The sequence below is a fragment of the Chthoniobacterales bacterium genome (assembly GCA_039930045.1).
Taxonomy (GTDB): Bacteria; Verrucomicrobiota; Verrucomicrobiia; order Chthoniobacterales; family DASVRZ01; genus DASVRZ01.
Map to the genome: position 1 here is coordinate 128,349 of JBDSQB010000003.1, position 24,331 is coordinate 152,679.

General features: G+C 56.8%; 17 protein-coding genes. 6 read left to right on the forward strand and 11 right to left on the reverse strand.

The window, feature by feature from the left end; translation table 11 throughout:
* The first annotated feature begins 95 nt into the window (after nt 1–95).
* The gene (locus tag ABIT76_03650) at nt 96–3,761 is read left to right on the forward strand and encodes a glycosyltransferase (protein ID MEO7932235.1); all 3,666 of its coding nucleotides are present in this window, start codon (nt 96–98) and stop codon (nt 3,759–3,761) included.
* Here the strand turns inward: ABIT76_03650 and ABIT76_03655 are convergent.
* From ABIT76_03655 to ABIT76_03675, 5 genes are all read right to left on the reverse strand, one after another.
* On the reverse strand, nt 3,745–5,340 hold the full coding sequence (locus ABIT76_03655) for a class I SAM-dependent methyltransferase (GenBank protein MEO7932236.1): 1,596 nt from the start codon (nt 5,338–5,340) through the stop codon (nt 3,745–3,747). The genes ABIT76_03650 and ABIT76_03655 overlap by 17 nt on opposite strands.
* Nucleotides 5,341–5,567: 227 nt before the next feature.
* Complete coding sequence (gene cysC / locus ABIT76_03660) at nt 5,568–6,164, reverse strand: adenylyl-sulfate kinase (protein MEO7932237.1); 597 nt, start codon at nt 6,162–6,164, stop codon at nt 5,568–5,570.
* Between the two features lie 63 nt (nt 6,165–6,227).
* The gene (locus ABIT76_03665) at nt 6,228–9,320 is read right to left on the reverse strand and encodes an efflux RND transporter permease subunit (protein ID MEO7932238.1); all 3,093 of its coding nucleotides are present in this window, start codon (nt 9,318–9,320) and stop codon (nt 6,228–6,230) included.
* 32 nt (nt 9,321–9,352) lie between these two features.
* Nucleotides 9,353–10,474, reverse strand: a complete 1,122-nt coding sequence (locus ABIT76_03670) for an efflux RND transporter periplasmic adaptor subunit (protein MEO7932239.1) — start codon at nt 10,472–10,474, stop codon at nt 9,353–9,355.
* A gap of 4 nt (nt 10,475–10,478) precedes the next feature.
* Nucleotides 10,479–10,994, reverse strand: coding sequence for a MarR family transcriptional regulator (locus ABIT76_03675; GenBank protein ID MEO7932240.1), 516 nt, complete (start codon nt 10,992–10,994; stop codon nt 10,479–10,481).
* Between the two features lie 90 nt (nt 10,995–11,084).
* On the opposite strand from ABIT76_03675, the gene ABIT76_03680 reads away from it, so the two are divergent.
* A complete protein-coding gene (locus tag ABIT76_03680; protein ID MEO7932241.1) occupies nt 11,085–11,435 on the forward strand; it encodes a DUF4404 family protein in 351 nt (116 codons plus the stop codon).
* Between the two features lie 151 nt (nt 11,436–11,586).
* On the forward strand, nt 11,587–12,066 hold the full coding sequence (locus ABIT76_03685; protein ID MEO7932242.1) for a response regulator: 480 nt from the start codon (nt 11,587–11,589) through the stop codon (nt 12,064–12,066).
* 1 nt (nt 12,067) lies between these two features.
* Here ABIT76_03685 and sixA read toward each other — a convergent pair whose 3' ends face one another.
* Both sixA and ABIT76_03695 read right to left on the reverse strand, forming a co-directional pair.
* A complete protein-coding gene (sixA, locus tag ABIT76_03690; protein ID MEO7932243.1) occupies nt 12,068–12,538 on the reverse strand; it encodes a phosphohistidine phosphatase SixA in 471 nt (156 codons plus the stop codon).
* Complete coding sequence (locus ABIT76_03695; GenBank protein MEO7932244.1) at nt 12,535–13,689, reverse strand: Gfo/Idh/MocA family oxidoreductase; 1,155 nt, start codon at nt 13,687–13,689, stop codon at nt 12,535–12,537. The genes sixA and ABIT76_03695 overlap by 4 nt, the downstream gene beginning before the upstream one ends.
* 96 nt (nt 13,690–13,785) lie before the next feature.
* Here ABIT76_03695 and ABIT76_03700 point away from each other — a divergent pair, with 96 nt between their 5' ends.
* Nucleotides 13,786–14,394 (forward strand): TPM domain-containing protein, encoded by a 609-nt coding sequence (locus tag ABIT76_03700; protein MEO7932245.1) that lies wholly within the window; start codon nt 13,786–13,788, stop codon nt 14,392–14,394.
* Nucleotides 14,391–15,077, forward strand: coding sequence for a TPM domain-containing protein (locus tag ABIT76_03705; protein ID MEO7932246.1), 687 nt, complete (start codon nt 14,391–14,393; stop codon nt 15,075–15,077). The genes ABIT76_03700 and ABIT76_03705 overlap by 4 nt, the downstream gene beginning before the upstream one ends.
* Before the next feature lie 12 nt (nt 15,078–15,089).
* Here ABIT76_03705 and ABIT76_03710 read toward each other — a convergent pair whose 3' ends face one another.
* The 3 genes from ABIT76_03710 to ABIT76_03720 all read right to left on the reverse strand — a co-directional run bounded on the left by ABIT76_03710 (nt 15,090) and on the right by ABIT76_03720 (nt 20,070).
* On the reverse strand, nt 15,090–16,361 hold the full coding sequence (locus tag ABIT76_03710; protein ID MEO7932247.1) for a phospholipase D-like domain-containing protein: 1,272 nt from the start codon (nt 16,359–16,361) through the stop codon (nt 15,090–15,092).
* Between the two features lie 74 nt (nt 16,362–16,435).
* Nucleotides 16,436–19,225 carry a phosphoenolpyruvate carboxylase gene (locus ABIT76_03715; protein ID MEO7932248.1) on the reverse strand — a complete coding sequence of 930 codons (2,790 nt, stop codon included), beginning with the start codon at nt 19,223–19,225 and terminating at the stop codon, nt 16,436–16,438.
* A gap of 125 nt (nt 19,226–19,350) precedes the next feature.
* Nucleotides 19,351–20,070, reverse strand: coding sequence for a hypothetical protein (locus tag ABIT76_03720; GenBank protein ID MEO7932249.1), 720 nt, complete (start codon nt 20,068–20,070; stop codon nt 19,351–19,353).
* A 518-nt stretch (nt 20,071–20,588) separates the two neighbouring features.
* Here ABIT76_03720 and ABIT76_03725 point away from each other — a divergent pair.
* A complete protein-coding gene (locus ABIT76_03725; GenBank protein ID MEO7932250.1) occupies nt 20,589–22,805 on the forward strand; it encodes a choice-of-anchor D domain-containing protein in 2,217 nt (738 codons plus the stop codon).
* 13 nt (nt 22,806–22,818) lie between these two features.
* On the opposite strand, the gene ABIT76_03730 is transcribed toward ABIT76_03725, so the two are convergent.
* The gene (locus tag ABIT76_03730; protein ID MEO7932251.1) at nt 22,819–24,294 is read right to left on the reverse strand and encodes an NAD(P)/FAD-dependent oxidoreductase; all 1,476 of its coding nucleotides are present in this window, start codon (nt 24,292–24,294) and stop codon (nt 22,819–22,821) included.
* Nucleotides 24,295–24,331 lie beyond the last annotated feature (37 nt).

The window sequence follows — 24,331 nt, forward strand, 5'->3', positions numbered from 1 at the left end:
TATAGGCATTCGGGGTGTCGCCAGCAAGCCAGCAACCTGTATTACCTGCTGCGACCTTGTGTCTGTCTCTTTCTGGGCGTGCCTGGGCATGGCCGATGACGGCGCGTTTTCTGGAACAGCAAACTTTCTCTCACTCGGAAATCCGTTTGCGGATTCTGACGACTTCGCAGGACTCCGCCTTTCAAAAAACAGTGCGCGAATGGCTGGCCGCTTGCGATTACCCGAAGCCCGATTTCGAGGTTGTGAATTTTGCCCCCGCCGGGTTGGCGGATCGGCATCGCCCCCACCACAGTGACGCTGTGCGAGATGTCTGCTCGCGAATTTATGCCCGATTTGCTGAGAAGATCACGACTCGCCTTGTTTTTACCTTGGAGGACGACGTTTTGCCTCCGGTGGATGTCTATTCGCGACTTGAAAAATGGGTGCGAGACGATGTCGTTAGCGCGTCGGCGTTGTATCTTGGACGTTACGTAGCCGACCCGATTGCCTGGGATTGGAATGCAGAAGGAAAACCCGTCACCTGTGTACCAGGAAACGGAATGCAAAACGTGGGGGGGCACGGGATGGGCGCGGCGGTAATTGCGGGCGAGATTTTCCAGTCGGAGCGCTTCCATGCCGGATTGCCGCATTACGATTTTGATTACAATTTTTTCCATCGCCTGGTCTTGGAGGAAAAAAAACAGGCATTGCTAGATGTCGATTGCCTCTGTCGCCATTATTCAACTGAGGGCCAATGGATTCAAACTCCAGAAACCGCTCTATCCCTACGATTGCTTTCGGGAGTAAAAACACCACTCTCCATCGTTCATCTCAATGCCTACGATCATCACGGTGGAGTGGAACGACTGGCCAACGACCTTCTTGTTACTCAGAGAAAAGCGGGCCATCGCAGCGAGATGCTCGTGGGTCGCAAGATCGTGCCAGATTCCACTGCAATTTTGTTCCCTCGACAAGCGGATGTGGCCCGTCGCGAGCGCTTGCGGGCCGAAGGTTGGCCGGACTACGAATACCTAGGGAGCCATCGTCTGCCCGAACATCCGGCGGTGTGCGAGGCGGAATTGATCCATCTGCACAATATACAGGGTGGGTATTTTAACCCATTTTCGCTGATCGCGCTGTCGCAGAGTCGTCCGCTCGTCTGGTCGATCCACGACATGCAGCCGCTAACCGGTTACTGCTCGCACGCGCTCTCCTGCCGTCGCTGGCAAATCGGTTGCGGAGAATGCCCCGACCTCACTTTGCCGGGTCCACCGCTTCCTTTCGACAACACCGCCGCTCTTTGGCGCGATAAAAAACTCATCGCCGACAACAGCCGCCTCTGGATCGTCGGCGCATCGGATTGGATGGTAGGTAACCTGAAACGCAGCCTGCTTTCAGAGCATCCGATTTACAAAATCCCCAATGGCATCCATACGAAAGTCTTTCACCCCACGGATCGGCTCGAAATGCGCGCAAAGCTGGGTCTGCCCGCCGATGCGCTCATCGTCGGCAGTCTGGCGCGCTCCGGTGTGCTGGCGCATCCTTGGAAAGGTGGTCCCCATGCCCGCGTCGTGCTCGATGCCTTGCGTTTGGAATATCCAGAATTGATCTATCTCAACCTCGGCTCCACGCAGGCCACAGGTGAACCGTGGATTCGCGATATTGCCCCAGCCACCGATGAAAGTCTCCGCGAACATCTCGGTGCGCTCGATTTTTTTCTCCATCCATCGATCGCCGACACCGCTCCGCTCGCCGTTCTGGAAGCTCTGGCCTGCGGATTGCCCGTGGCGGCTTTTCACATCGGCGGCATACCCGACATGGTGCGTCCAAACGTGGAAGGTTTCCTCGCTCCCGAGGGTGACACCGCCGCGCTTGTCGAAATTGCGCAGGTGCTGGCTCGCGACCCGGAACTCCGCCATCGCCTGGGTGCCTCGTCACGGGAACGCGCCACGACTGTCTTCGACGTGCAACACATGGCCGATGGCTACGAACGGCTCTACCACGAAGTCATCGTGGCGCATGCAGGAAAAAAACTGCCCCGTCATACCGCCATCAATCCGCCTAATGTGAGCCAAAAGTCCGTCTCTAAAAAAGCGGATGCCAAGTTGCAGGAGGTGGTTAAAAAACTACGATCAGAACGGAAAAAGGACGAAAAACAACAGCGTCAACTCGTCCGGCATCCTTGGGTGCGCCTCGGCAGATCGCTCCACATTTTTCCTGGTTCCATTCGTAAATGGCTAAAGCAACGGAATGCCGAATTCTTTCCCAAAGTCAAACCCGTCCCGGCCAATCAGCGCGTCCTCGGTGTTTACCTGCGCACCCCCGCGTTATGGGAAAAATATCCCCTCGCCTTGCTCGATGTCGCCGACAAACCCTTCCATCGCTGGCTTGAAACCGCTAGCCAGAAGCATTACGCCTTTACCGAATTGGAGATCGCCGCGTTTCAGCAGGAAACTGCCGCTCATCCTGTCGAGCGCCTCGTTTTCACCTACCTCATCCAGGCCGACTGGCAAAAGCTTTACCCCCAAGCCCTTCAATCCGTCGGCGCAACCGCGTTTCTGCAATGGATCGATGCTCAGAAAATCACCGCTCCGCCCCTTTCCGCGTTCCTCTCCGAAGCCGTTCGATGGCAGAGTGCCGCCGCGAGCCATTTTCTCGACAAATCGGAGCCCATCCAACCTGATTCTCGCGGCATCAACGTCCTCGGCCACTTCTGTTATCCCTCCGGCCTGGGCGAAGTCACCAACCAGACAGTTCGCCTCGCCCGTTTTGCGGGTTATGCCGTCAGTTGCCGCGATATTCCTGTTCGAGAAAAACCCTCCTTGCTCGATCGTCGCGCCTATCTCGGCCTCGAGATTTACCCCACCAGCATCATCCAACTCACCCCCAACTCTTTTTACGAAACCGCTTACGAACGTGCCGGATTGCATCGCGCCCCCGGCATTCGTCGTATTGGAGTCGTTTCTTGGGAACTCCCCAATCTCCCGTGGCCCTGGCTGGCGCAGCCTAACTGGCTCGACGAAATTTGGGCACCCACCCGGTTTATCAAAGACACCCTCGAACGCGCCGGAGTCGCCAACACCCATTTTGTTCTGCCAAGTGTAAATCTCTCTCCATTTACCCCACTTCGCCGCAGCGATTTCGGATTCGCCGAGAAGGAGTTTCTCTTCCTCTTCATGTTCGACATTAGCAGCTCACTGGGTCGCAAAAATCCGTTGGGCCTCATTCACGCTTTTCGGCTCGCCTTTCCCAAGAAAAATACCGGCCCTCGACTCGTTATCAAAGTTTCCCATGGCAGTAGCGACCCGCTCGGACTCGAAAAACTCCGCCAAGCCGCCAGCGAAAACAATGTCATCCTCATCGACGAGGTGATGACCCGTGAACGCTCCTATGCCCTCCTCGACCTTGCGGACGCCTACATTTCCCTGCATCGCAGCGAAGGCTTTGGCCTCAGCCTCGCCGAAGCCATGCTGCTGGGAAAACCCGTCATCGCCACCAACTATTCCGGCAACCTCGATTTCATGAATTCCGGCAACAGTCTGCTCGTGGATAGCCTCGGACTCATCGAAGTCGGGCAAGATGCGCAACCCAATTACCCGAGCCAGGGCCGTTGGGCGGACCCCGACTTGGAACAAGCCGCCGCCCATCTACGCTGGGTGGTTGAAAACCGTGAGGCTGCCAATGCTCTCGGAAAAAAAGCCCGCATTGAGACGCGGTCGCTGCTTACGCTCTCCGCCGGTGCCGCCCGATTGCACGAACAACTAGCTAGAGCCGCCACCTAGAAATCCATTTTTCCCATCCCCCTCGGATCAGTCCCTTTTTCTGTTCCGGCTTAGTTAGATCGCGTTTCTGGGCTTTGGTTTTCCACTTCTCCGCCCTGGCTTTTTCTTTTTGTAACGAAGCCAGCGCAACCACCAAATCCTGTTCTGTTTTTTCCGAGAATTGATTCCTCACCTCTGTGTGTGGAATCAGTTTCAGCAAAGCCTCCGGGGAGGGAATGATTTCAATGGCTTCCAGCCAGCCGTCGAGCGTTTTGCGCGGTGGCAGACACATGCCTAACTGCAAAGGCGGCAATGGTCCATTTGAACAAAGCGCCAGGCAAAAAACCGCCTCACCTGGTCCTAACGTGAAAGGCATCGAGTCATAATCCGCAGTTAAAACACCTCTGCTTGAACCCTCTGGAGCAGCACTACTTTCCAGCCACGAACCTGCCACGTAACGCTGACCTGCCATGCACACATTTTGAAAATGATCTTTCAGTAAATCATGAAACTCCGACCGAGTTAGCTCCCGCAAGTGATGCGGATTTTTCAGTCCGGCACGATCAGAATATTCCGACTTGTCGGGCGTGGACATTAGTAACAAACCATCCTTCGCCAGCACCCGGCGGATCTCATGGAGAAAGCTCTCGTGATCCAGTAAATGCTCAATCGTCTCAAAGCTAACCACCACGTCCACCGAGGCGTCGGGAAGAGGAATCGCAGTCGCTCTGCCTTCGAGAAAAGTCAGATTGGGACGTTCATAAAGTTCCCGGGCCCGAACCACGGTTTCCGGCGAAATATCCACCCCGGTGACCTGCATGGCCTCCCCTGCCAGCAGCGCACTGCCATAGCCGTCGCCGCTGGCTATATCGAGCACCCGACGACCCGAGCAGAGCGGCAGGGCAGTCGAATAGCGATGCAAATGCTCCGTACTAACCCGCAAACCCGGCGGCAGGCTTCTCACCAGCCGTTCGCCTGAAAATTCAACTGCATCCCGCTTTGTTTTTGGCAAGGTTTTTTTTATCGCGTCGTCATGATCGGCGGGATCTAACATCGTATATCCAAACAACTCGAAGTCGGCGGCAAACAGTCGGTTGATCTTCTCAATCGAACGCGCATTCATCCGATCTACATAGCGGTATGCGGAAACATGGCCGCCAGTCTCCAGTTCCTCGACATTAGCATTTAGTTTCGGCACATCCGTCAGCTCGTTTTTGGTTAGAAAGGTTTGGAAGTCGTCCTCGAAGTTTTCCACCTTGCCGATGAAATCCACGGCTTGCCGACCGGCGATGTGCGTCCAGTAATGCGCGGGATGCAGCAGAAAACTGGTGTTCCGTCCCAGTTCGAAAATCTGCTCCTCTGTCACGCTATTTAGCCAGCGATCAAACTGGAAGTTGGCCCTTTGCAGTTGCAGAAAATTTTCCCCTATTTGTTTCATCACCAAATCGCGAATCCACGGTTCGGGAAAAGTCATGGCGGGTTGCGCACGAATGTCTTTTTGTAACTGGCGAAATCCCGAATAGACCCGGTCGTAGGGGTTGCGCACGAACGCCGTAATCGGATAACCCAGTGCGCTTTCCGGCAGACTGGCAAATTCCACGCGGGTAATGTGCTGGTTGGCCAGACGATTAAGGTAAGGATTAAAATAAAAAAAAGCGGCGTAGGGGCTCTCGTTGTAAGACGCCAAACGCACCGTAGCCGACTGGCTCGCTGTCTTCCATGGGAGTAAGAAAACAAATCGTTTCCGATGAGAAAGGATCATCGCGAAAGTCTAGTCAAACCACAGCGCATTTGGCGATGCGAAAGCCGTTTGGTGTCGTCGGTCATTTATGGGAAGTATCCCGCGATAATGCGGGAAATGGATTCCTCAATCGTCTCAATGTTAGTGTGGAGGATCAGCTCACAATTCTCCGGCTCCTCATACGGGGCGTCTATCCCTGTGAACTGCTGGATCTCACCGGCACGGGCTTTTTTGTAGAGATTCTTGGGATCGCGCTCCTCGCACACACTCAGAGGAGCATTAACGTAAATCTCAATGAACCGACTGCCGCTGTCAGTAATGATCTTCCTAGCTCGCCCGCGATCGATTCGATACGGAGAGATGAGAGCGACAATCGTAATAACGCCCGCATCCGCCATCAACGCCGCCATCTCGGACACCCTGCGAATGTTCTCTACGCGGCCCTCGGGCGAGAAGTCGAGGTCCGAACTCAATCCACACCTGATGTTGTCTCCGTCGAGCACGTAGGCATGCATCTTACGCTGGGACAATATGCGTTGCAGTGCGTGGGCCAAGGTCGATTTACCCGATGCGGACAGTCCGGTCAGCCAGATCACCGAGCCATTATTGGACCATTGTGTTTGCTGCATTGAATTAGGATCTGTCTGTTTGAACTTGGCCCAAACTCCATCGGTGGAAAGCAGATGCCGACGCTATGGTTTATGTCAGAACGCACACGCTCCCGGACAAAAGAGTCTGCGATGTTTCTAGGCCAACACGGGATTGGGGGTGCCTGGGATGATGGATTTTCCTTTGGAGGCGGCGTTGCGTTCTCGGTCGTGGGTGTGGTCTTTGGCTAGCACAACGTAGATGGCAGGCACCACGAAGAGAGTAAACAATGTCCCGATGATCATGCCGCTGACTAACATGATACCGATGCTGTTGCGTGCACCAGCTCCAGGGCCGCGGGCAAGAACGAGCGGGAAGTGTCCGACGACGGTGGCGACGGAGGTCATGAGGATCGGGCGGAGACGGGTGCCGGCGGCTTCGATGGCGGCGCGGAGTTTATCCATCCCCTCCTCTTGCAGCTTGTTGGCGAATTCGACGATGAGGATGCCGTTTTTCGAGACAAGTCCGACCAGGGTGATGAGGCCGACTTTGCTGTAGATGTTGATCGTGGTGAAGCCGAGATGCGAGAAGAGCAGCGCACCGGCGACGGCGAGCGGCACCGAGCCGAGTAAGATAATAATCGGGTCGGTGAAGTTGTTAAACTGCACGGCCAAAACCAAGAAGATGAGGATGACGGCGAGGATGAGAGTGTAAACGAAGGTGTTTGCCTCCTTGCGCAACTGGCGCGATGAACCCGCGTAGTCGATGACGTAGTTTTTCGGCAGTATCTCGGCGGCTTTGGCTTCGAGGACTTTGAGGGCCATGTCGGGCGTAATGCCGGGTGGGAGCACTCCCTGTATCTTGGCGGAGTTGAGCTGCTGGAAGCGGTTCAAGGCGCGCGGTTCGGTGGTGGTGCGGGTGGTGGCAAAGGTGGAAACCTGCACGAGCTTGCCGCCGGGGCCGCTAACGTAGAGATCTTTCAGTTGATCGGCATTCAGCCGCTCGGTGCGCTTGATCTGCGGGATAACTTTGTAACTCCGGCCTTGAATGGAAAAGCGGTTCACGTAGTTGCCACCTAACATGGTGCCGAGGTCGGCTCCGACTTGTTGTAGATTGAGCCCGAGTGAGGCGACTTTATCGCGGTCGAAAACGATTTCCGTTTGAGGCTGATCATATTTCAAATCCGTGTCGGCAAAGATGAAGATGTGACTCTCAAACGCGGCCTGCACGAGCTTGTTGGCAAACTCCAGGAGTTCCTTGGGTTCGGCGGTCGAAGCAATGACGAAATCGACCGGAAAATCACTACCGCCGGGAAGAGGTTCGGGTGTGGTGGCAATCAGACGAATGCCGGGAATGGTGGAACCCGCGAAGAAAGCTTCACCGGCGAGTTCCTTGGTCGTCTTGGTGCGTTCCTTGAAGGGCTTGGTAATCATGCCGGAAAAGCCGCCTGTCGGGTTCGTAATCTGGAATGTTGTGGCCGCTTCTGGAAACGAGAGAAACAGCTTGTTAGCCAGCTCCGTGTAGAGCGTCGTCTGCTCGATGGTCGAGTTAGGAGCGGCTTGCACGATGCCGAAGACCACGCCCTGATCCTCAGTGGGAGCTAGTTCTTCCAGTGAAAACATCCAGAGTGGGATGATGAGAATGGAGAACGCGATCCAGACGAAAAGCGTAACGGGCCGGTATTTCAACGTGCCATCGAGCCAGCGCAAATAAGTGCGGCGAACGGAGTCGAACCGCTTGTTCACCCAACCAGCGAAACCTTTATGCGAATCGCCTTCGCGCAGCATGACGGAGGACATCATGGGCGACAACGTAAGCGCGACGACGCCGGAAACGACAACCGCTCCAGCCAGAGTGAAAGCGAATTCGCGGAAGAGCGTTCCGGTGAGTCCGCCCTGAATGCCGATCGGCGCATAGACAGCGGCGAGGGTGATCGTCATGGCGATGATCGGACCGAAGAGTTCGCGCGCGCTGAGGATGGCGGCGTTGAAAGGAGTCATGCCCGCCTGCAAATGGCGCTCGACGTTTTCCACAACAACGATGGCGTCATCGACGACCAAGCCGACTGCAAGCACGATGGCTAGAATAGTGAGCAAGTTGATCGTGAAACCGAAAAGAAACATTAGGAAAACCGCGCCGATGAGTGAGATCGGAATGGCGACAATCGGGATGATGACGGACCGAATCGAACCGAGGAAAAGGAAGATGACGACGATGACGATGAAGAGCGTTTCGCTGAGCGTCTTGAAGACTTCATGCAACGCGTCGTTGATGTATTCCGTGCCGTCGTAACCAATGCCGACTTTCATTCCATAAGGCAGCGCCGCCTCGATGTCGGGGAGGATTTTTCTAACATCCTTGATGACGTCGATGGAATTGGCCGTGGGCAAAACCCAGATACCCATGAAAGTCGCGGTCTGGCCGCCAAACCGCACGTCGGTGGTGTAATCTTCCGCGCCGAGAACGACTTCGGCGATGTCTTTGAGACGAACGATGGCGCCGTTTTCCTGACGAATGACGAGCTGCTCAAACTCGGCTTTGTTGTTGAGGTTGGTATTGGCGACGAGATTCACAGCGATCATCGAGCCTTTGGTCGCGCCGATGGCGGAGAGATAATTGTTCGCCTGCAAGGCTTTGCTAACCTCGACGGGTGTGATGTTCAGCGCCGCCATTTGGTCGGTCTTCAACCAGATGCGCATCGCGAAGGTGCGGGCTCCTAATATGTCGGCGCGCTGCACGCCCTTAATGGCGGCAATCTTCGGTTGAACGACGCGAGTTAGATAGTCGGTGATCTGATTTTGATCGTAGTCTTTCGAGAAGAAACTGAGATACATCGAAGCGAAACGTCCGTCGCTCGTTTCGACATTGATGATGGGGCTTTCGGCCTCGGGCGGCAGGTCGTTTCTAACCTGGTTGACCTTGCTCTGGATTTGCGTGAGCGCGGCGTTGGTGTCGAAGTTCAACTTGAGGTGAACCGTGATCGCGCTGAGTCCCTGCGAACTGGCCGACTCGATGTAATCAATGCCGTCGGCGCTGGAAATGACGCGCTCCAGTGGCGTCGTGATGAACCCGCGAACGAGGTCCGCATTTGCACCGATGTAAGCCGTGGAAACGGTGACGACAGCACTGTCACTGCGCGGATATTGCCGGATGTTGAGCAGCTTGATCGCCTGGAAACCGGCCAGGAGAATGATCAGGTTCAGCACGATCGCGATGACCGGGCGTTTGACGAAAAGATCGGTGAATTTCATAAGTCGCGTTCCTTTTTTGATACGACTGAAACTCAAGTGTCCGAGGGAGTCGGAGCCGGGTTGTTGCTCGGGACGGTGGAATTATTCACCATCACCGCGCCGCCGGGACGCAGCTTGAAGACGCCCGAGGTGATGACTTCGTCGCCCGTTTTCAAACCAGAAATCACGGAGACTTGATCGCCGCGGCTAATGCCGAGTTTCACCGGCTGGATGCGAACGATTTTGCCGTCTTTGCCATCCATCGTTTTGCCATTGATGGCGACATAAACCGAGTCGCCATACGGCGCATAGCTGATCGACGACGCGGGAATAGCGACGACTTTTGTGGTTTCCTGCATCTTCACATTCACCTTGGCAAACATCCCGGGAATCAGTTTTCCCTCAGGGTTTTTCAAGGTGGCCTGGACTTCGATGTTGCGCGTGGCGGCATCGACGATGGAGTTGAGCGCGGTGATCTGACCTTGATAGGACTCTGTGTTGACGCCCTCGATCTTTACCTCGACATCGTGGCCCGGTGTGAGCGCGGAAACGTATTGCTGCGGCAGCGAGAAATTCACGTAGATCGGGTCTAGCGCGGTGACATCGACCAGCGGAGTGCCGGGGTTGACGAACTGGCCCACGTTGACTTTGCGAATGCCCGCCGAGCCGTCGAAGGGAGCGCGAATCGTCTTGCGATTGATGAGTGCTTTCTGTTCATCGACAGCGGCCTGCGCCTGGCGAAACTCCGCGACCGCATTATCCAGATCGGACTTCGAGGCGGAGTTTTTCGAGAGCAAATCTTGGAAACGGGTCTTGTTCAGATTCGCCAGATCGGCGCGAGCCTGAGCCGAACGCAAGGCGGCTTCCTCCTGCGTGATGTCGAGTTGCACGAGCAAGTCGCCTTGTTTCACCGGTTTGCCGGATTCAAAGCCGATCTGCGAAACGATACCGCTCAAGTCGGTGCTGACTTCCACGCCTTTGACGGGTTTTAGAGAACCCACCGCGCTCAAGACCGGCGACCATTCCTCCTCGCTGGCGATAACGGTCGTGACGGTATCGGGGGGAGGAATGAAGACCTGAGCCATCTGCCCTTTAATCTTGGCGACTTGATGATAAACCAGTGCGCCGACAAAGAGGACGAACAGGACGATGACGATAACGAAGCGTTTGAACATAAGATTAGGAGTGGATTGGTTCGACAAAGGCGGATTGAATTTTCTGAAGTAAAGTGACGAAAGTTTTACGCTCGGCGGCATCCAAGGGGCTGATCATTTCCTCCACACGGGCGAAGTAGCCGGGCAAAATCGCATCAACCAGTGCCTGGCCTTCCGCAGTGAGCTCGACTTCCACGGCGCGTCGATCCGAGGCCGAGGTCGTGCGCGTGACGAGTCCATCGCGTTCCATCGTGTCGAGCAAACCCGAGATCGTGGCGCGGGTGACGCAGGATTTTTCGGCCAGTTCCGCTGGAGAAACGGACTCCTCGCACATGCGGTTGAGCAGCATGAGAATCGTGAACCGACCCTGACTCACCCCAAACTGGCTGAGATACAAACCTTCGGCCTCGAAGACGAGGTCGCCGGTCCTGAGCAAGTTCAGGAACGCCTCCGCCGAAGACGGATTCAGCGTGGGATATTTTTCCGAAGCCGCCAGCAAACACTCGTAGCGAGGCAGTTCTTGAAGGAGCAGATGAGGCATGATTAGGAGGCTAATAATCAACGACATTAACGGCGTCAAGCAAAGTTCATCTTTGTTTCTACGCAGGATGTGGTTTCCAAAGTCCCGTCGATGGACTTAGACTGCGGCATGATCAAAGACCAGATTGCGGCCATTCAGTCCAAACTCCAGAGCGCGGAAAACATCCCGAGCGACACCAAGGCCGAGCTGGCGCAGTTGCTGGCCGAGCTGGAGGCGGAAGTTTCCCTGCTCTCGCAAACGCACGACGAGCAGGCGCTGCGCATCGCGCGTTCCACCGATGCGACGGCCGAGGAAGTGACGCGTTCTGAGAATCAGCCAGAAGTCGTGGAAGCCGCCCTCGATGAGCTGCGAGCCTCGGTACAGGAATTTGAGACGTCGCATCCGAAGATGACCAGCATCGTGGGCCGACTGGCGACCACGCTCTCTAACATGGGAATCTAACTCGACTCAAAATATTCTGCGTGTCGGCAGATCGTCACTTGCAGAAGTCGGAGGCTGTTAGAAAATTATTCCGTCCAACAAACTCCTTACATCCACATCGGGCGTATTATTCGTTATTCGCTCAATCGGATCACCTTACTCGCGCACGTTTATGCCTGACTCTCTCCAGACAGTTCCAAGCACCTCCAGCCAATCCATTTTACCCGCGCCCGACTCATCCGTTCCGCGAACCCGGATTCTCCCCGGCACCAACCGGGAACTCATTCCGCGTCGCCTGCTCGTCGTCGAGGATCATGAAAGCACGGCGACTGTCATGCAACGACTCCTCCAGCGGCACGGCCACGAGGTCTGGGTGGCATTAAATTATCATCAGGCGTTGGAAATGGTCCGCGAGCACGCCATCGAGGCGGTGATTTGCGACTTGGAATTACCCGACGGCGACGGCTGCGATCTCTTGCAGGAGTTGCAAAAACACGCGCCAATCCGTGGCATCGTGGTCAGCGGTCATGGTAGCGAGGAGGATGTGCGGCGCAGCCGAGATGCCGGATTTGCGGCGCATTTGGTGAAGCCGTTCGACATCAATCAGATCGAGCACACGCTCACGGACGTTTTTCGGACGACCGACGCGTGAGTTACATCTGACTCACGTTCACATAGCTCTCCAACACACCAGCGCCGGCCGCAGGCTGCAGCATGGTGATCGACATGAGTGAGGCTTTGTGGAATTCCAGCTCGAATGAGCGATCCCGCGTAAGCAAAAATGCCGCGAGCATCCCTAGATCGGGCTGGTGGCCAACCAAGAGAACATCGTTAAAACTGCTGTATTCCTGAATGATGCTGAGCCCCGTCTGCGGGGATAATCCGCAGCCGAGACGGCGATCTTCCACGGGTGATTCCTGGTCGAGTTTTTCCGAGACGATCCGCGCGGTCTCCGCAGCCCGCAGATAATGGCTGGTAAGAATGAGGTCGATCGGCTGCCGGGTGCGCACGAGAAATTCCCCGACTCGCGCTGCTTGTTCGCGTCCTTTCGCCGTGAGAACTCGGGCGGCATCCGAGGTTGCAAAGTCCTCCGCATCAGCGTGGCGCAGCAGATGGATTCTCACAGGCTCACCCACCGTTTCTCGGAGGCACTTTGCGAAATTGCGGAAAGGACGCGCTCATTTTCCAAGCCATCGCGGAAAGTCGGCTGCACGCTTTCGCCAGCGACGACAGCGGAAATGAAGTCCGCAAACGTATTCGTGAACGTGTGCTCGTAGCCAATGATGTGACCCGGCGGCCACCAGGCTCCGGCATAGGGATGCGTGCTCTCGGTGACGAGAATATCGCGGAATCCACGGGTTCCCTCGGGGTCGCGAGCGTTGTAATATTGCAGCCGGTTCATGTCTTCAAAGTTAAACGCGAGCGAGCCGCCGCTGCCGTTGACTTCCAATGTGATGTGATTTTTTCGGCCATAGGCAAAACGCGTCGCCTCCAGGTTTGCGATGGCTCCGTTTTTGAATTTTCCGATCCATGAGACGGCGTCATCGACAGTCACCTCGCCCATTTCCTGACCCGCAGTCGCCTGCAACCCGGCTCCAAAACCCGCCTCTAGCGGACGCTTTTTGATGAAGTTTTCCATTAGGCCGCAGACCTCGGCGAGTTCGCCCACCAGATAACGCCCCAAGTCGATAATGTGGGCATCGATGTCTCCGTGCGCGCCGGAACCAGCGATCTGGGATTGCAGCCGCCAAACCATGGGAAACTGCGGATCGGCGATCCAGTCCTGGGCATATCGCGCCCGGAAATGGTAAATGCGGTCGCCGATGGCACCTTCGCTGATCATTTTCCGCGCCAGCGCAATGGCCGGGATGCGCCGGTAATTGTGGCAGACCATGTTAACGACCCCCGCTTTTTCCACAGCCTCGACCATGGCCTCGCATTGGGCGAGATCCATCCCGAGCGGCTTCTCGCAAAGGACCGCTTTTCCCGCAGCCGCCGCCGCGATGGCGATCTCGGCGTGGGTATCATTAGGCGTCGTAATGTCCACGATGTCTATCTCCGGATCGGCGATGACTTCGCGCCAGTCCGTGCCGGCGTTTTCCCATCCGAGTTGCATTGCCGCCTCCTGTACGCGCCCGGCGGATCGGCCGCAAATCGTCTTCATCCGAATGCCGGCAGGCAGATCAAAAAAGCGCCCTGCCTGCCGCCACGCATTGGAGTGGGCCTTGCCCATGAAGTTGTAGCCGATGAGACCGACGGATAGATTCTTTTTCATGGTCAAGCGAGGTGGGGATGTGTCAGAAAGCAGTTTCCCTAAATGAAATGCCGCGTCTTGTAAACAGCCCGCGCCCCGAATACTTTAGCCCGAACCATGCGCTGCCCCTCTTGTCTCACCGTCCTCCAGGGAGCCGTGGAGGCTTGTCCAGACTGCGGGTTTACCCTCGCAACACTCGATAAAAAATTTGGCACCGTCCCGAAAAACTTCCGCTCGCTGACCGATTACAGCGGGCTTTACACCGGGTCTGAGCAGAATCTGCTGGAGAAAAAACTCATCGAAGCCGAGCGCTTTTTTCCCGGCCTCTATCTCTCTGTGATGAGCATGGAAGTCCACCCTTCCTTCAAGCCGCGCGAGTATCTGTTCTGGCTGGTGAACCGCTGTCATTTCAGTCCGATGGAGACTCGCATGGAGCGAAACTTTTCCGTGGTCCTCTTCTTTGATTCCGCCTCGCGCACCGTTCTGCTCACCACCGGCTACGGACTGGAAAAAGCCCTGCCCGAGGACAAGTTGCAGGTCATTCTGAATGCCGCCCTGCCCGATTTTCACCACGAACATTTCTATCGCGGCACGATCGGCATCCTGCAAGAAGTCAGACGGCATCTGAAAATCTATTGCTCCACGGGTTACCCTGCGGAAGCGCCGGAGTTGAAGACTGCCGTGCAGCTTGGCCATGAGGCGAAAACGCAGGAGGATTTGTTTTGAAACGTTGGCTCATTCTCCTTCTCGCCCTGCTTCCGCTGCTGGCCAGCGCGGAGACGATCAGTCTCCCGAGCAAACCGAACAATCGTGTGTCCGACGAGGACGATATTTTCGATCCGAAGACGCGGACTTTTCTCTCCCAAAAATTGAAGGAGGAATACGCCAGGAACAAGATTTCGACTTACATCGTGGCCTTGTCGCAGACGGAAAAAGGACAGGAAACCGCCACCGCCAACAAACTGCGCGACGCCTGGATCAAAGAGCCGATTGGCTTGCTGGTCCTCTTCAATCGCGGCTCCGATAAAATCGCCATCAGCCTCACCGATGGCGCCTACAAACGGGTTGCCGCCGGAGGCCGGCTGGAGCAACTCGCGAGCGAGATCGACGATTTCAACGAGGATGGTCCGTCTCGCGGAATGCCAAAGGTGATCGACCTCTTACTGGAGCGACTCCGCGTGGACCGCAAGCCCATCGTCATCATTCAGGAGCGGGAGATGCCTCGCGCACTCATCTTCATTCCCATCGGACTCGTCCTCGTTTTCTGCGGCTGGGGCCTGTTCAAGCTCTATCGCTACATGGCGGTCCAGAATGTCTTCACGCCGGTTTACCAATTGAAGCCAGAGCCGGTCACCCCCGTGCTGGGCTCAACCACCGGCGGGGTAAATACCGCCGAGGGCAAGTTCTAACTCCCCATCAAACTATAATTGGCTCTCCACCGGAGTTGTCGCGAGTTGCAGAGGAGCCTCCGTGAGATGACCGGCGGCATTCACTCTCACCTCGCGGCTTTTCCTCAGGTCGCGCTGGAAGATTTGCTCCTGCGAACGGGCGAAGGCGCGGTCGATGATGTTCACATTGGCCTCGTCGTTGATGCGCAACGATCTCGGGTCCAAGTTCGTCGAGCCGATGGAGACAAACAGGCCGTCCACGACCAGGAGTTTGGTGTGATTCATGGTCGGCTCATACTCGTAAAGGCGGACTCCGGCACGCAACAAACGAGGGAAGCGTTTCCGCGAGGCACGGCGGACGTTTTTCTGGTCGTTGTGTTTGCCGGGCAAAATGACCTGAACCTTCACGCCGCGCTGCGCGGCATCGCACAAAGCCTGCATGAGGACTTTGTCGGGAAGGAAATACGGGTTCTCGATGCACACGGTTTGCCGCGCACTCGCAAGGCTAAGGTGATACATCAATTCCGAGGAATAGCGCGACCGAATCGGCGAACTGGAAAATGCCGTCGCCATCATCGGCCCTGCAGATTTCAGCTCTGGAAAATAGGCCGGACCCTGCACCAGTTCACGGGCGACTTTGAGCCAGTTGTCTAGGAACGCCGACTGCAATTGCGTTACGACCGGGCCTTGCAACCGGTAGTGCAGATCGTGCCAGTGCTCGGGCTTTTCCGCATTGCCCTGCCACTCGTCGCCAATGCCGACGCCACCGATGAAACCGACGCGCCCATCGACGATCAACAGCTTGCGATGCGTGCGATGATTTGCGCGAAACGGATCGATCCAGATCAGCGGATGATAGACTTGGACATCGACTCCGGCGGCCTTCATTTCGCGGCGATATCTGAGGGATTTGTTGCCGCCGACCGCGTCGATGATCACTCGCACCGGGACACCGGCACGGGCTCGCTCGATCAGCGCGTCGGTGAAAATACGGCCCGTTTCGTCGCCGTAATAAACGAAGGTCTCGAAGTTCACACTCCGCTTCGCGCTATGAATCGCGGCTAGCATGGCGGGGAAAATCTGGTTGCCATTTTCCAATGTCTCGATGCGATTTCCCGTCAGAAAACCGCCGCTGAGAGTCGCGCCGATATTTTCCTGAAACGACGGTTCGCCAACGTGTGCGACAGACGGGAGCGGAGCTTTCAGCGGGCCTTTCGACGAGCAGCCGCCCGCCAGCACCGCCATTAAAATGAAACTCCAATGAAGACAACGACGGCGGAAGGAACCGGGGGGTAGAATGTTCATGCTACCCATGAAGTCGCGCGCGCGACCTCAAAAGGATGCACGTTATTTCTCAGGAACTAGACGCAACTGTGCGCCTAACCAGTCGTCCGTAGGCCGGCCGCAATGGCGTTGATCGAGAGCATCACGTCGGGCAGCAATGCGTCGGACTCCGATGTGTCCCCGGAGGAACGCAGCTTGCGCCAGTCTCGAAGCAGCACGATTTGCTGCTCGTGCAGCATCTGCAAGGCGTGGGCGCGCACGGCCAGCGTCTTGAAAAAACGCGGGCGGCGTCCGGTCAGCTCTGAGCCGAGGACTTTCTCGATCATCGTTTGCGTGAGGAGAAATTCATCCCGGATGATGCCAAAAACCTTGTCGCGCATCGCCGTGTCGGGGACCAGGGAGGCGTATTTTTCCATGAGCGGAAGATCGGCGCTGGCGAGATTCGTCTCGACATTCGTGAGAGTGAAACGAAGAAACGGCCAGTTTTTTTGCTCCTTCGACAGCCAGATAAAATTCTCCTCGTCCTCCTTTTCGACAACTGCCAAAGCCGAGCCGACTCCGAACCAGCCGGGCAGATAATAACGCGACTGGTTCCAGGAAAAAACCCACGGAATGGCGCGCAAGTCGCTCAGTTTGCGCTGGCCGGTGCGACGACTCGGGCGCGAACCAATGCTGCTGCGTTCCAGCGCGTCGATCGGCGTCGCCTGGCTGTAGAAATCCATGAATTCCGGCAGCTTGAGGAAGGCTTGATACGTGTCGCGGCTGATGTTGGAGAGGCGATTGACCACGCTTTTAAGCGGACGTTTTACCTCGCCGACTCGCGCCTGTCGGGCCGTGACCCCGGTAACGCCGGCGAGAAGCAACTCCAAATTGTAGGTCGCCGTGCCGAGGTTGGCGTATTTCTGGGCAATGGTTTCGCCCTGCTCAGTCAGGCGGATGTCGCCATTAAGTGTGTTTGTCGGCAGCGCATCGAGGAAGCGATGCGTGGGTCCCGCGCCCCGGCTGATCGTGCCACCGCGCCCGTGGAAAAACCGAATCCGGCAGCCCAGTTCCGTACCGATGGCGGTCATGGATTCCTGCGCCATTTGCAGCGCCCATTGACTGGCCAGAATGCCGCCTTCCTTGTTGCTGTCGCTGTAGCCGACCATCACCTGCTGGACGGGCAGCGGATGACGCGACGGGCGCAAGGCATGTTGCCGGTGCAGGCTGCGGCGAGTTACATCGTGATCGAGAAATTCGCGGATGATCCCCGGGCTTTTTTCCAGATCTTCAGTGGTCTCGAAAAGCGGCACGACTGCGAGCAGACACGCCAAACCTTCGGGGGAATTTTCAACTAATCCGGCCTCGCGGCAGAAAAGATAAATCATCAGCAAATCGGAGACGCTGCGAGTCATGCTCACGATTAGCGCGCCCAGACCATCGGCTCCGAACCGTGAGCGATGATCGGCCAACACGCGATAGCAATCGAGCAGCGCGTCGGCCTCGGTACCAGCCTTCACACCGGGCAAAAGAAACGGGCGCGGACTCTTCAGTTCCTTGTTCAAAAACTCCAGCCGCTGGGCTTCATTCCACGCAATGAATTCGTGACCCGGCAGCCCGGCCTTCGACATCATTTGCGAGAGCGCCGCCTCGTGAAACGCGCTGTTTTGGCGAATATCGAGAACCGCCGAATGGAAGCCAAAAACCTCCAGCGTCCGCATGATCGGACGCACCTCGATCTTGGCCAGTCGAATCGCACCCACCTCTAGAAGCGAACCGTAAAGAATCCGCAGATCGGCCCGCAACTGCTGCGGAAACCGGTAGCGATTCTGGTCGTCGGCGCTCAGGCGGGCGTCATCAACGACCGAACGCTCCAGCGGGATTTTATTCTGCATCAGCCGCACAAATTGGCGCCACGGTTCATCGGGATAATGGCGGAAAATCGGTTCTGCCACAGCCGGCCCGACTTCCTTGGCCAAAGCCTGGATCGCCTCCATGAGAAACCCTGGAGCCGGATAGACGTATTGAGAGAGCCCCAGCTCGTGCGCCGTGCGTTCGAGTTGGCTGTCGATCACCGTCAAGGCATTGCGCCGCAAGTCGAGCAATGTCTCGCGCGTAACCTCCGCCGTGACGAAGGGATGGCCATCGCGGTCGCCGCCGACCCATGTGCCAAATCGCAGCGCAGGCAACGTCCCCTCGCCTTCCAACAGAGCGGGATCGAACCCAAACTCAGCCCAGGAAAGTTCCAGATTCCGATCCAAGCGCGGAACGACTTTGGGAAAAACCTCGTGGAGGTAATGCATCACATTGCGCCGCTCATCGGCGACCTCCGGCTTCTGGCGCGGGATCTCGCCCGTCCGCCAGAGACGCTCGAGAGTCGCCTTGCAGTCCTCGCGGATTTTCTGGAGTTCGCGCGGCGTCCACATGCTGTTTTCGCGAGATAGCATGAGCTGATACAATTCGCGAAGCTGCTCCAGCACCGTGGAGCGTTTCGCCTCCGTCGGGTGCGCGGTCAGGACAGGTTCGACTTCCACTTCTCTCAGGATTCCGGCGAGGTCCGCACCGCTGGTTCCCAACCGCTGCAAACGCTGGAGTTCCGCCGCCCACAAGCCAGGTTCGCTGGCTGCGCCGAGTTCCGATTCGCGCAACCGGCGAATCTGCGACGACGTGTTTTCCTCAACGATGTTCAGCAACTGAAAGGCGATGGAATAGACCTGCGCCATGCGCTTCGGAAACGGCTCGTGAATCTCCGAGTCCTCCAGCCAGGGAACGCATTTGGCGAGTTCGGTGTCGCCCAAACCGACGAGAACCTCGCGGAAGCATTCGACTAGAAATCGAAGGTCGGTGCGGATTTTTTCAAACCCGATGGTGGTGAAATCGGACGGCTCTGCGTGGCTGTTTTCCATAAATATCCCTGTTGCGCGCGTTTTGGCTGAAACGCCCCCGTGATATGCCGATTGGGGCGCAAGGTGTCAACGCTGCGCGGTGCGAATGTAGTTTTCGACCTTGCATCCACTGCCGGCCAACACCCTTACGGGATCGGCGTGGGAGTCGGATCGGACTCGGGTGTCTCGCCGGGGTTCGGGGTAAACTTAAAGCCAAACAGACGCAGCACGCGACGCTGAGCCGGACCCGACTCCTTGCGGAGCGCATGGCTCAGATCGCTCTTCGCGTCGTCGATCAACTCATCCGCCATCGGGCGCAGGTCGGCCGCTGCTTTTTCCGCCTCGCGCACGGCCGAATCCGCCGGCACCACCTCGCCCGACTCTTTTACAAAACTTGCCAGCACTGCCGCCACTTCCGCCGCCGTGGGGTTCGACATGGGGCCGAAACCCGCCGCCACCGCCGCCGTCTCGCCATTGACGATTTTCGTAGCCGCATCGACCACATCCGACGCACTACGGACCGCAGGCACATCGCCGCTTTGGGGCAATCCGTAATGCACCAGCACGGCCACATTCTGCTGCAGCCGCGTTGCGCGCCGTTTCAGCACAATGTAAAAATCGCGCACATAAGTCTCGAGGAGGGCTTGCGCCTTGTCTTTCTCGCTCACCTCCTGGGCGCGATCCGCCATTTTGTCGCTAAGAACATGGATCACTGGCGTATAAGTCGTCAGAAAAGTGACGATTTTAGCGCGGGTGGCCGCCGGAAGCAGAGACGCTTCTACGATGGCTTCCCCGGAGGTTTTCACGATTTTCTGCAGCGTGGAGTGGCGGTCTTCGTCGGAGTTGGCAGGTGCGTAAGTAGGCATAGTTTTCAGTCTTCCAATAAACCACCCGGCCTGCATGGCAGGGCGTGTCGGCAAAAGACACGATTCCGCACCCGTCTCGCAAGCCAAAAATGGCAACAAAGTGTAACAAATCGTCTTTTTCGGGATATTTGGAATCCACGCCGCGATTTACCGCAGGATTTCCCCACGGTTTTCCTGAGCCCGAAAAGCCTTCGGAGAATCCTCCGCTCCCATTTCTGTCAGCGAAAATGCCTCCGGGGAAACGTCCGCACCCATTTTCACCCCCAGAAAACCGCCCGGAGATCCGTCCGGCCCGATTTCTGCCCTCAGAAAAGCACCCGGAGAAGGGTCCGGGGCGATGGACGACCCATTGGACGCCCCATTTGTAAGACGCCTGCTGTATAAAAAGGTTGCCTGCCCACAGGCCGTTCCCTATAAAAGGCGCGGTTTTGCTGGCCGCTTCACGGGTAGGGAAGCGGCGGACAAAGCAGATGTGCCTCTTATTTGTTGTCCACCGCTGCCCGTTTTTTCTGAATTCTATGAAAACACGTCACATCCTCACCTGCGCGGTCCTTTTATCCACTTGGGCCGCTCCCCTCTCCATCTATGCCGCCGGGTTGGTGGCCTCGGATGGCGCACCCAACGACCTTTTCGGCTATGCCGTGAGTGAGTCGGGGAGTGGCGGTTTGGTGGGGGTTTACAACCCCTCGCCGGGTTCTGCCTATGTCTTTAACAATCTGGATGGCGCGACTGGCACTGTGACGCAGAGTGCGACGCTGACTGCCTCCGATGGCGAGGCCTTGGATATCTTTGGCTATTCCGTAAGCAGGTCCGGCAGCATCGGCTTGATCGCGGCCAGGGGGGATGAGAGCAGTCGAGGTTCGGCCTACGTGTTCCGCAATTTGGGTACCGCGACCGGTAATATCCACCAGAATGTGAAGCTGACCGCCAGCGATGGCGTAGCTGGCGATGGGTTCGGCTATGCGGCAAGTCTGTGGGGTAGCATCGGCTTGATCGGAGCTGTCGCGGACGACATCGGCACTAACACCGATCAAGGTTCGGCCTATGTGTTTCGCAATTTGGATACCGCCAGCGACAATGTTTACCAAAATGTGAAGCTGACTGCCCTCGATGGCGGAGCCGATGATCTCTTTGGTTTTTCCGTAAGTCTGTCCGGTAATATCGGTCTGGTCGGGGCTGGCGGAAATAACGACAACCACGGCGCGGCTTACGTCTTCCGCAATCTGGATACTGCGGTGAACGCTGTTTACCAGAATGTGAAACTGATTGCCTCCGACGGTCTGACCTCTGATGGCCTTGGCTATAACGTAAGCCTATCCGGGAGCATCGGCCTAGTCGGGGCGACTGGGAAAAACAACTCCCAGGGTGCGGCCTACGTCTTCCGTAATCTGGATACCGCGATCAACACCATCTACGAGAGTGTCAAACTAACCGCCTCCGATGGCACGACGGGGAATTTTTTTGGCATTTCAGGAAGCGTATCCGGGAGCATCGGCTTGGTTGGGGCTAATAACGCCCAAGTGGGTTCCAACATCGGTCAGGGCGCAGCCTATCTGTTCCTCAACTTGGATTCCGCAGTTGTTAATGTGACAGAGAACCTCAAGCTGACTGCCAGCGACGGCGCGTTCACTGATCAGTTTGGCACTGCCGCGAGCCTCGACGGCGACCATTTCCTGATCGGTGCTTCTAACAAAAACTCCTCCCAAGGCAAAGCCTATAGCGGCACGGTCAGCTCCATGACCACGCTCGATGTGGGCAACGCCAACCGCCGGATCGACGGTCTCAATTTCATCTCGAAGGACGACTGGATCATCGGCGAGACGACGACCCGTAATGTGGTCAATCTCGCAAGTGGTAGCGCGAACGTCACCGCCGATGGCAAATCCATCTACGTCGGCAGATATGACGGAGCCGATGCGAATATTCTTTATGTTTTTGGCAACGTGACGGCGACCACCGTCCAGGTCGGTTCGCCGCAAGGCACCACGCGCAACAGCCTGGTCTTCGACAGTGGCGCGACCTTCAGTTTCTCCAATCTGCGGCTGGCTCCGAATAATTTCCTGACCATCCTCGGCACTTACGCTACTGCGAACGACCTGATCAATCTCCTCGGTGCCGGGACGTTGCAAACCTGGAATGGTTTCGGCTGGGAGGCGGTGACTGCTGCAATTGCACCCACCATGATTACGATCGAAACGGACGGCGATTACACCTACGTGACCTCCACCGGCAGCGTGCTCTCGCTCAGCGGCGACCTGAATTTCGGGAGTGTGCTCGTCGGCAGCAGCAAGTCGGCCACGTTGACCATCGCAAACACGGGCAACCTGGATTTATCGGTGTATTCGATCCAATATCCGTCGGGTTTCTCGGGGAATTTTAATGGAACGATCGCGGCGGGTGCCTCGCAGGATGTCACGGTGACTTTCACGCCGACCGTGGGGATCGCCTACGCGGGAAGCGTCTCTGTTTCCACCGACGCGATCAGCGGTGGGGCGACGATGCTGATCTCGGGGAATGGCCTGTTTGCCATCTCCCTGCGGGCCGCTCCCTCCTACAAGGGAACCATCTCGGGAGCCGGGAGCTATGCGGCGGGCCGACGCCTGACGGTGGTGGCCAGACCGAGGGCGCATAAGAAATTTGTCGCCTGGAAGGAAGGCAGCCGGATCGTGAGCCGGCGTGCGCGCTACACTTTTACCGTCACGAGGAACCGGAGCCTGGTGGCCACCTTCAGATAACAGAAAGTCGCCGCTACAGTTTCTCGGGAACGAGGCGGCCGGTTTTGTCGGGCTCGTCGGCGTTGCCTTCCTCGTGGTATTCGGCGTCGGTGTTCACTTTCCAGATGTTGAAATGGCCGCCGCTGGTGATGTTTTTCGCCGCGAGTATGGCAGTCATCATGGAGTGATCCTGGTTGTTGTATTTGTGCATTCCATTGCGACCGACGGGCTGGATGTTGGTGAGCTGGGTGAGTTCCTCGCGGATGATGCGGACGTCCTCGTTATAGCCAGGGCCATAGACCGGGTAAGATTTTTCCATGCGGACGACGCAGCCGTCGAGGAAGTCGTCGGCACGGGCGAGGCCGAGCTGGACGAGTTCGCGTTTGCCGAGGGCGATCAAACTCGCATCACTTTGCGTCCAGACGTCGTCGCCTTCGAAGCAGAAATATTCGAGTCCGAGGCAAGTCGTCGATTTGTCGGCGACGAGGTCCATGCTCCAGTTGTTGAAATTCTGGATGCGGCCCAGTTTCACACCGGGATCGTGGACGTAGATCCAGTTGTCGGGGAAAAGTTCCGTCCGCTTGAGCATGAGCGCGACGGTGAGGAAATCGCGGTAGGTCAGACGCTTCGCTGCCGCTTGGGCCGCTTCACTGAGAGGCGGATCGAAGGCCAGAACGGTGTCGCGCAACGGCATCGAGATGATGAAATTCTCCCCCGCCCATTCGGATGTAACTCCGCCCGGACCCTGAGAAGTGACGGAGACCACGGTATCTCCGACCCGGTTGATTTTCGTCACTTCCTGAGCCATCAAAATCTCGCCGCCGAGCCGCAGAATGTCGTCGCGAGTCTTCTCCCACATCATTCCCGGACCCAGCTTGGGGTATTCAAAGGTGTCGATCAGCGTCTTGATGACCTCGCCTCCGGTTCCCTGTTTTTTGGGAAAGAGCGCGTTCATCACCGCGCTGAAAAGAGACAAACCCTTGATGCGTTGCGCCGCCCAATCGGCGCTGATTTCGGAGCAAGGCATGCCCCAGACTTTCTCGGTGTAGGTCTTGAAGAAGATGTTGAAGAGTTTCTTCCCAAAGCGATTGCTCACCCAATCCTGAAACGATTTCTCGGGTGTGATCGGAAAGATCCGCGACTTGATGTAACTCAAGCCACACAGGAACGAGGTCCACACGCCGAGCCCGAAAAGTGCATTGGCGGCTTTCAGAGGATAGTCGAAATAGACGCCGTTGTAGAAGATGCGCGACATGCGGCGGACGCTGATGAATTGATCCCCCAGCCGCTTTTTCCACCATTGCGTGATCTCATTGCTTTTGGAGAAAAACCGATGACCGCCAATATCGAACCGATAACCATGGTACTCGACTGTGCGGGCGATGCCGCCGACATAATGCGGGTCCTTGTCGAGGACGAGGACGAGCACGCCATTTTCGATCAGTTCGGCAGCAGAAGTGAGTCCAGCAGGGCCGGCCCCAACGATGACGGTGCGTTTATTTTCGGACATTTCCCTGAGACCATAGGGGCTCGGAAAGATTGCTCAA

Bases quoted from the DNA above. Each gene is read 5' to 3' on its own strand.
- ABIT76_03650 (MEO7932235.1), top strand. From the start codon at position 96: ATGACGGCGCGTTTTCTGGAACAGCAAACTTTCTCTCACTCGGAAATC.
- ABIT76_03665 (MEO7932238.1), bottom strand. From the start codon at position 9,320: ATGAAATTCACCGATCTTTTCGTCAAACGCCCGGTCATCGCGATCGTG.
- ABIT76_03670 (MEO7932239.1), bottom strand. From the start codon at position 10,474: ATGTTCAAACGCTTCGTTATCGTCATCGTCCTGTTCGTCCTCTTTGTC.
- ABIT76_03675 (MEO7932240.1), bottom strand. From the start codon at position 10,994: ATGCCTCATCTGCTCCTTCAAGAACTGCCTCGCTACGAGTGTTTGCTG.
- ABIT76_03680 (MEO7932241.1), top strand. From the start codon at position 11,085: ATGGACTTAGACTGCGGCATGATCAAAGACCAGATTGCGGCCATTCAG.
- ABIT76_03685 (MEO7932242.1), top strand. From the start codon at position 11,587: ATGCCTGACTCTCTCCAGACAGTTCCAAGCACCTCCAGCCAATCCATT.
- ABIT76_03695 (MEO7932244.1), bottom strand. From the start codon at position 13,689: ATGAAAAAGAATCTATCCGTCGGTCTCATCGGCTACAACTTCATGGGC.
- ABIT76_03700 (MEO7932245.1), top strand. From the start codon at position 13,786: ATGCGCTGCCCCTCTTGTCTCACCGTCCTCCAGGGAGCCGTGGAGGCT.
- ABIT76_03710 (MEO7932247.1), bottom strand. From the start codon at position 16,361: ATGAACATTCTACCCCCCGGTTCCTTCCGCCGTCGTTGTCTTCATTGG.
- ABIT76_03715 (MEO7932248.1), bottom strand. From the start codon at position 19,225: ATGGAAAACAGCCACGCAGAGCCGTCCGATTTCACCACCATCGGGTTT.
- ABIT76_03720 (MEO7932249.1), bottom strand. From the start codon at position 20,070: ATGCCTACTTACGCACCTGCCAACTCCGACGAAGACCGCCACTCCACG.
- ABIT76_03725 (MEO7932250.1), top strand. From the start codon at position 20,589: ATGAAAACACGTCACATCCTCACCTGCGCGGTCCTTTTATCCACTTGG.
- ABIT76_03730 (MEO7932251.1), bottom strand. From the start codon at position 24,294: ATGTCCGAAAATAAACGCACCGTCATCGTTGGGGCCGGCCCTGCTGGA.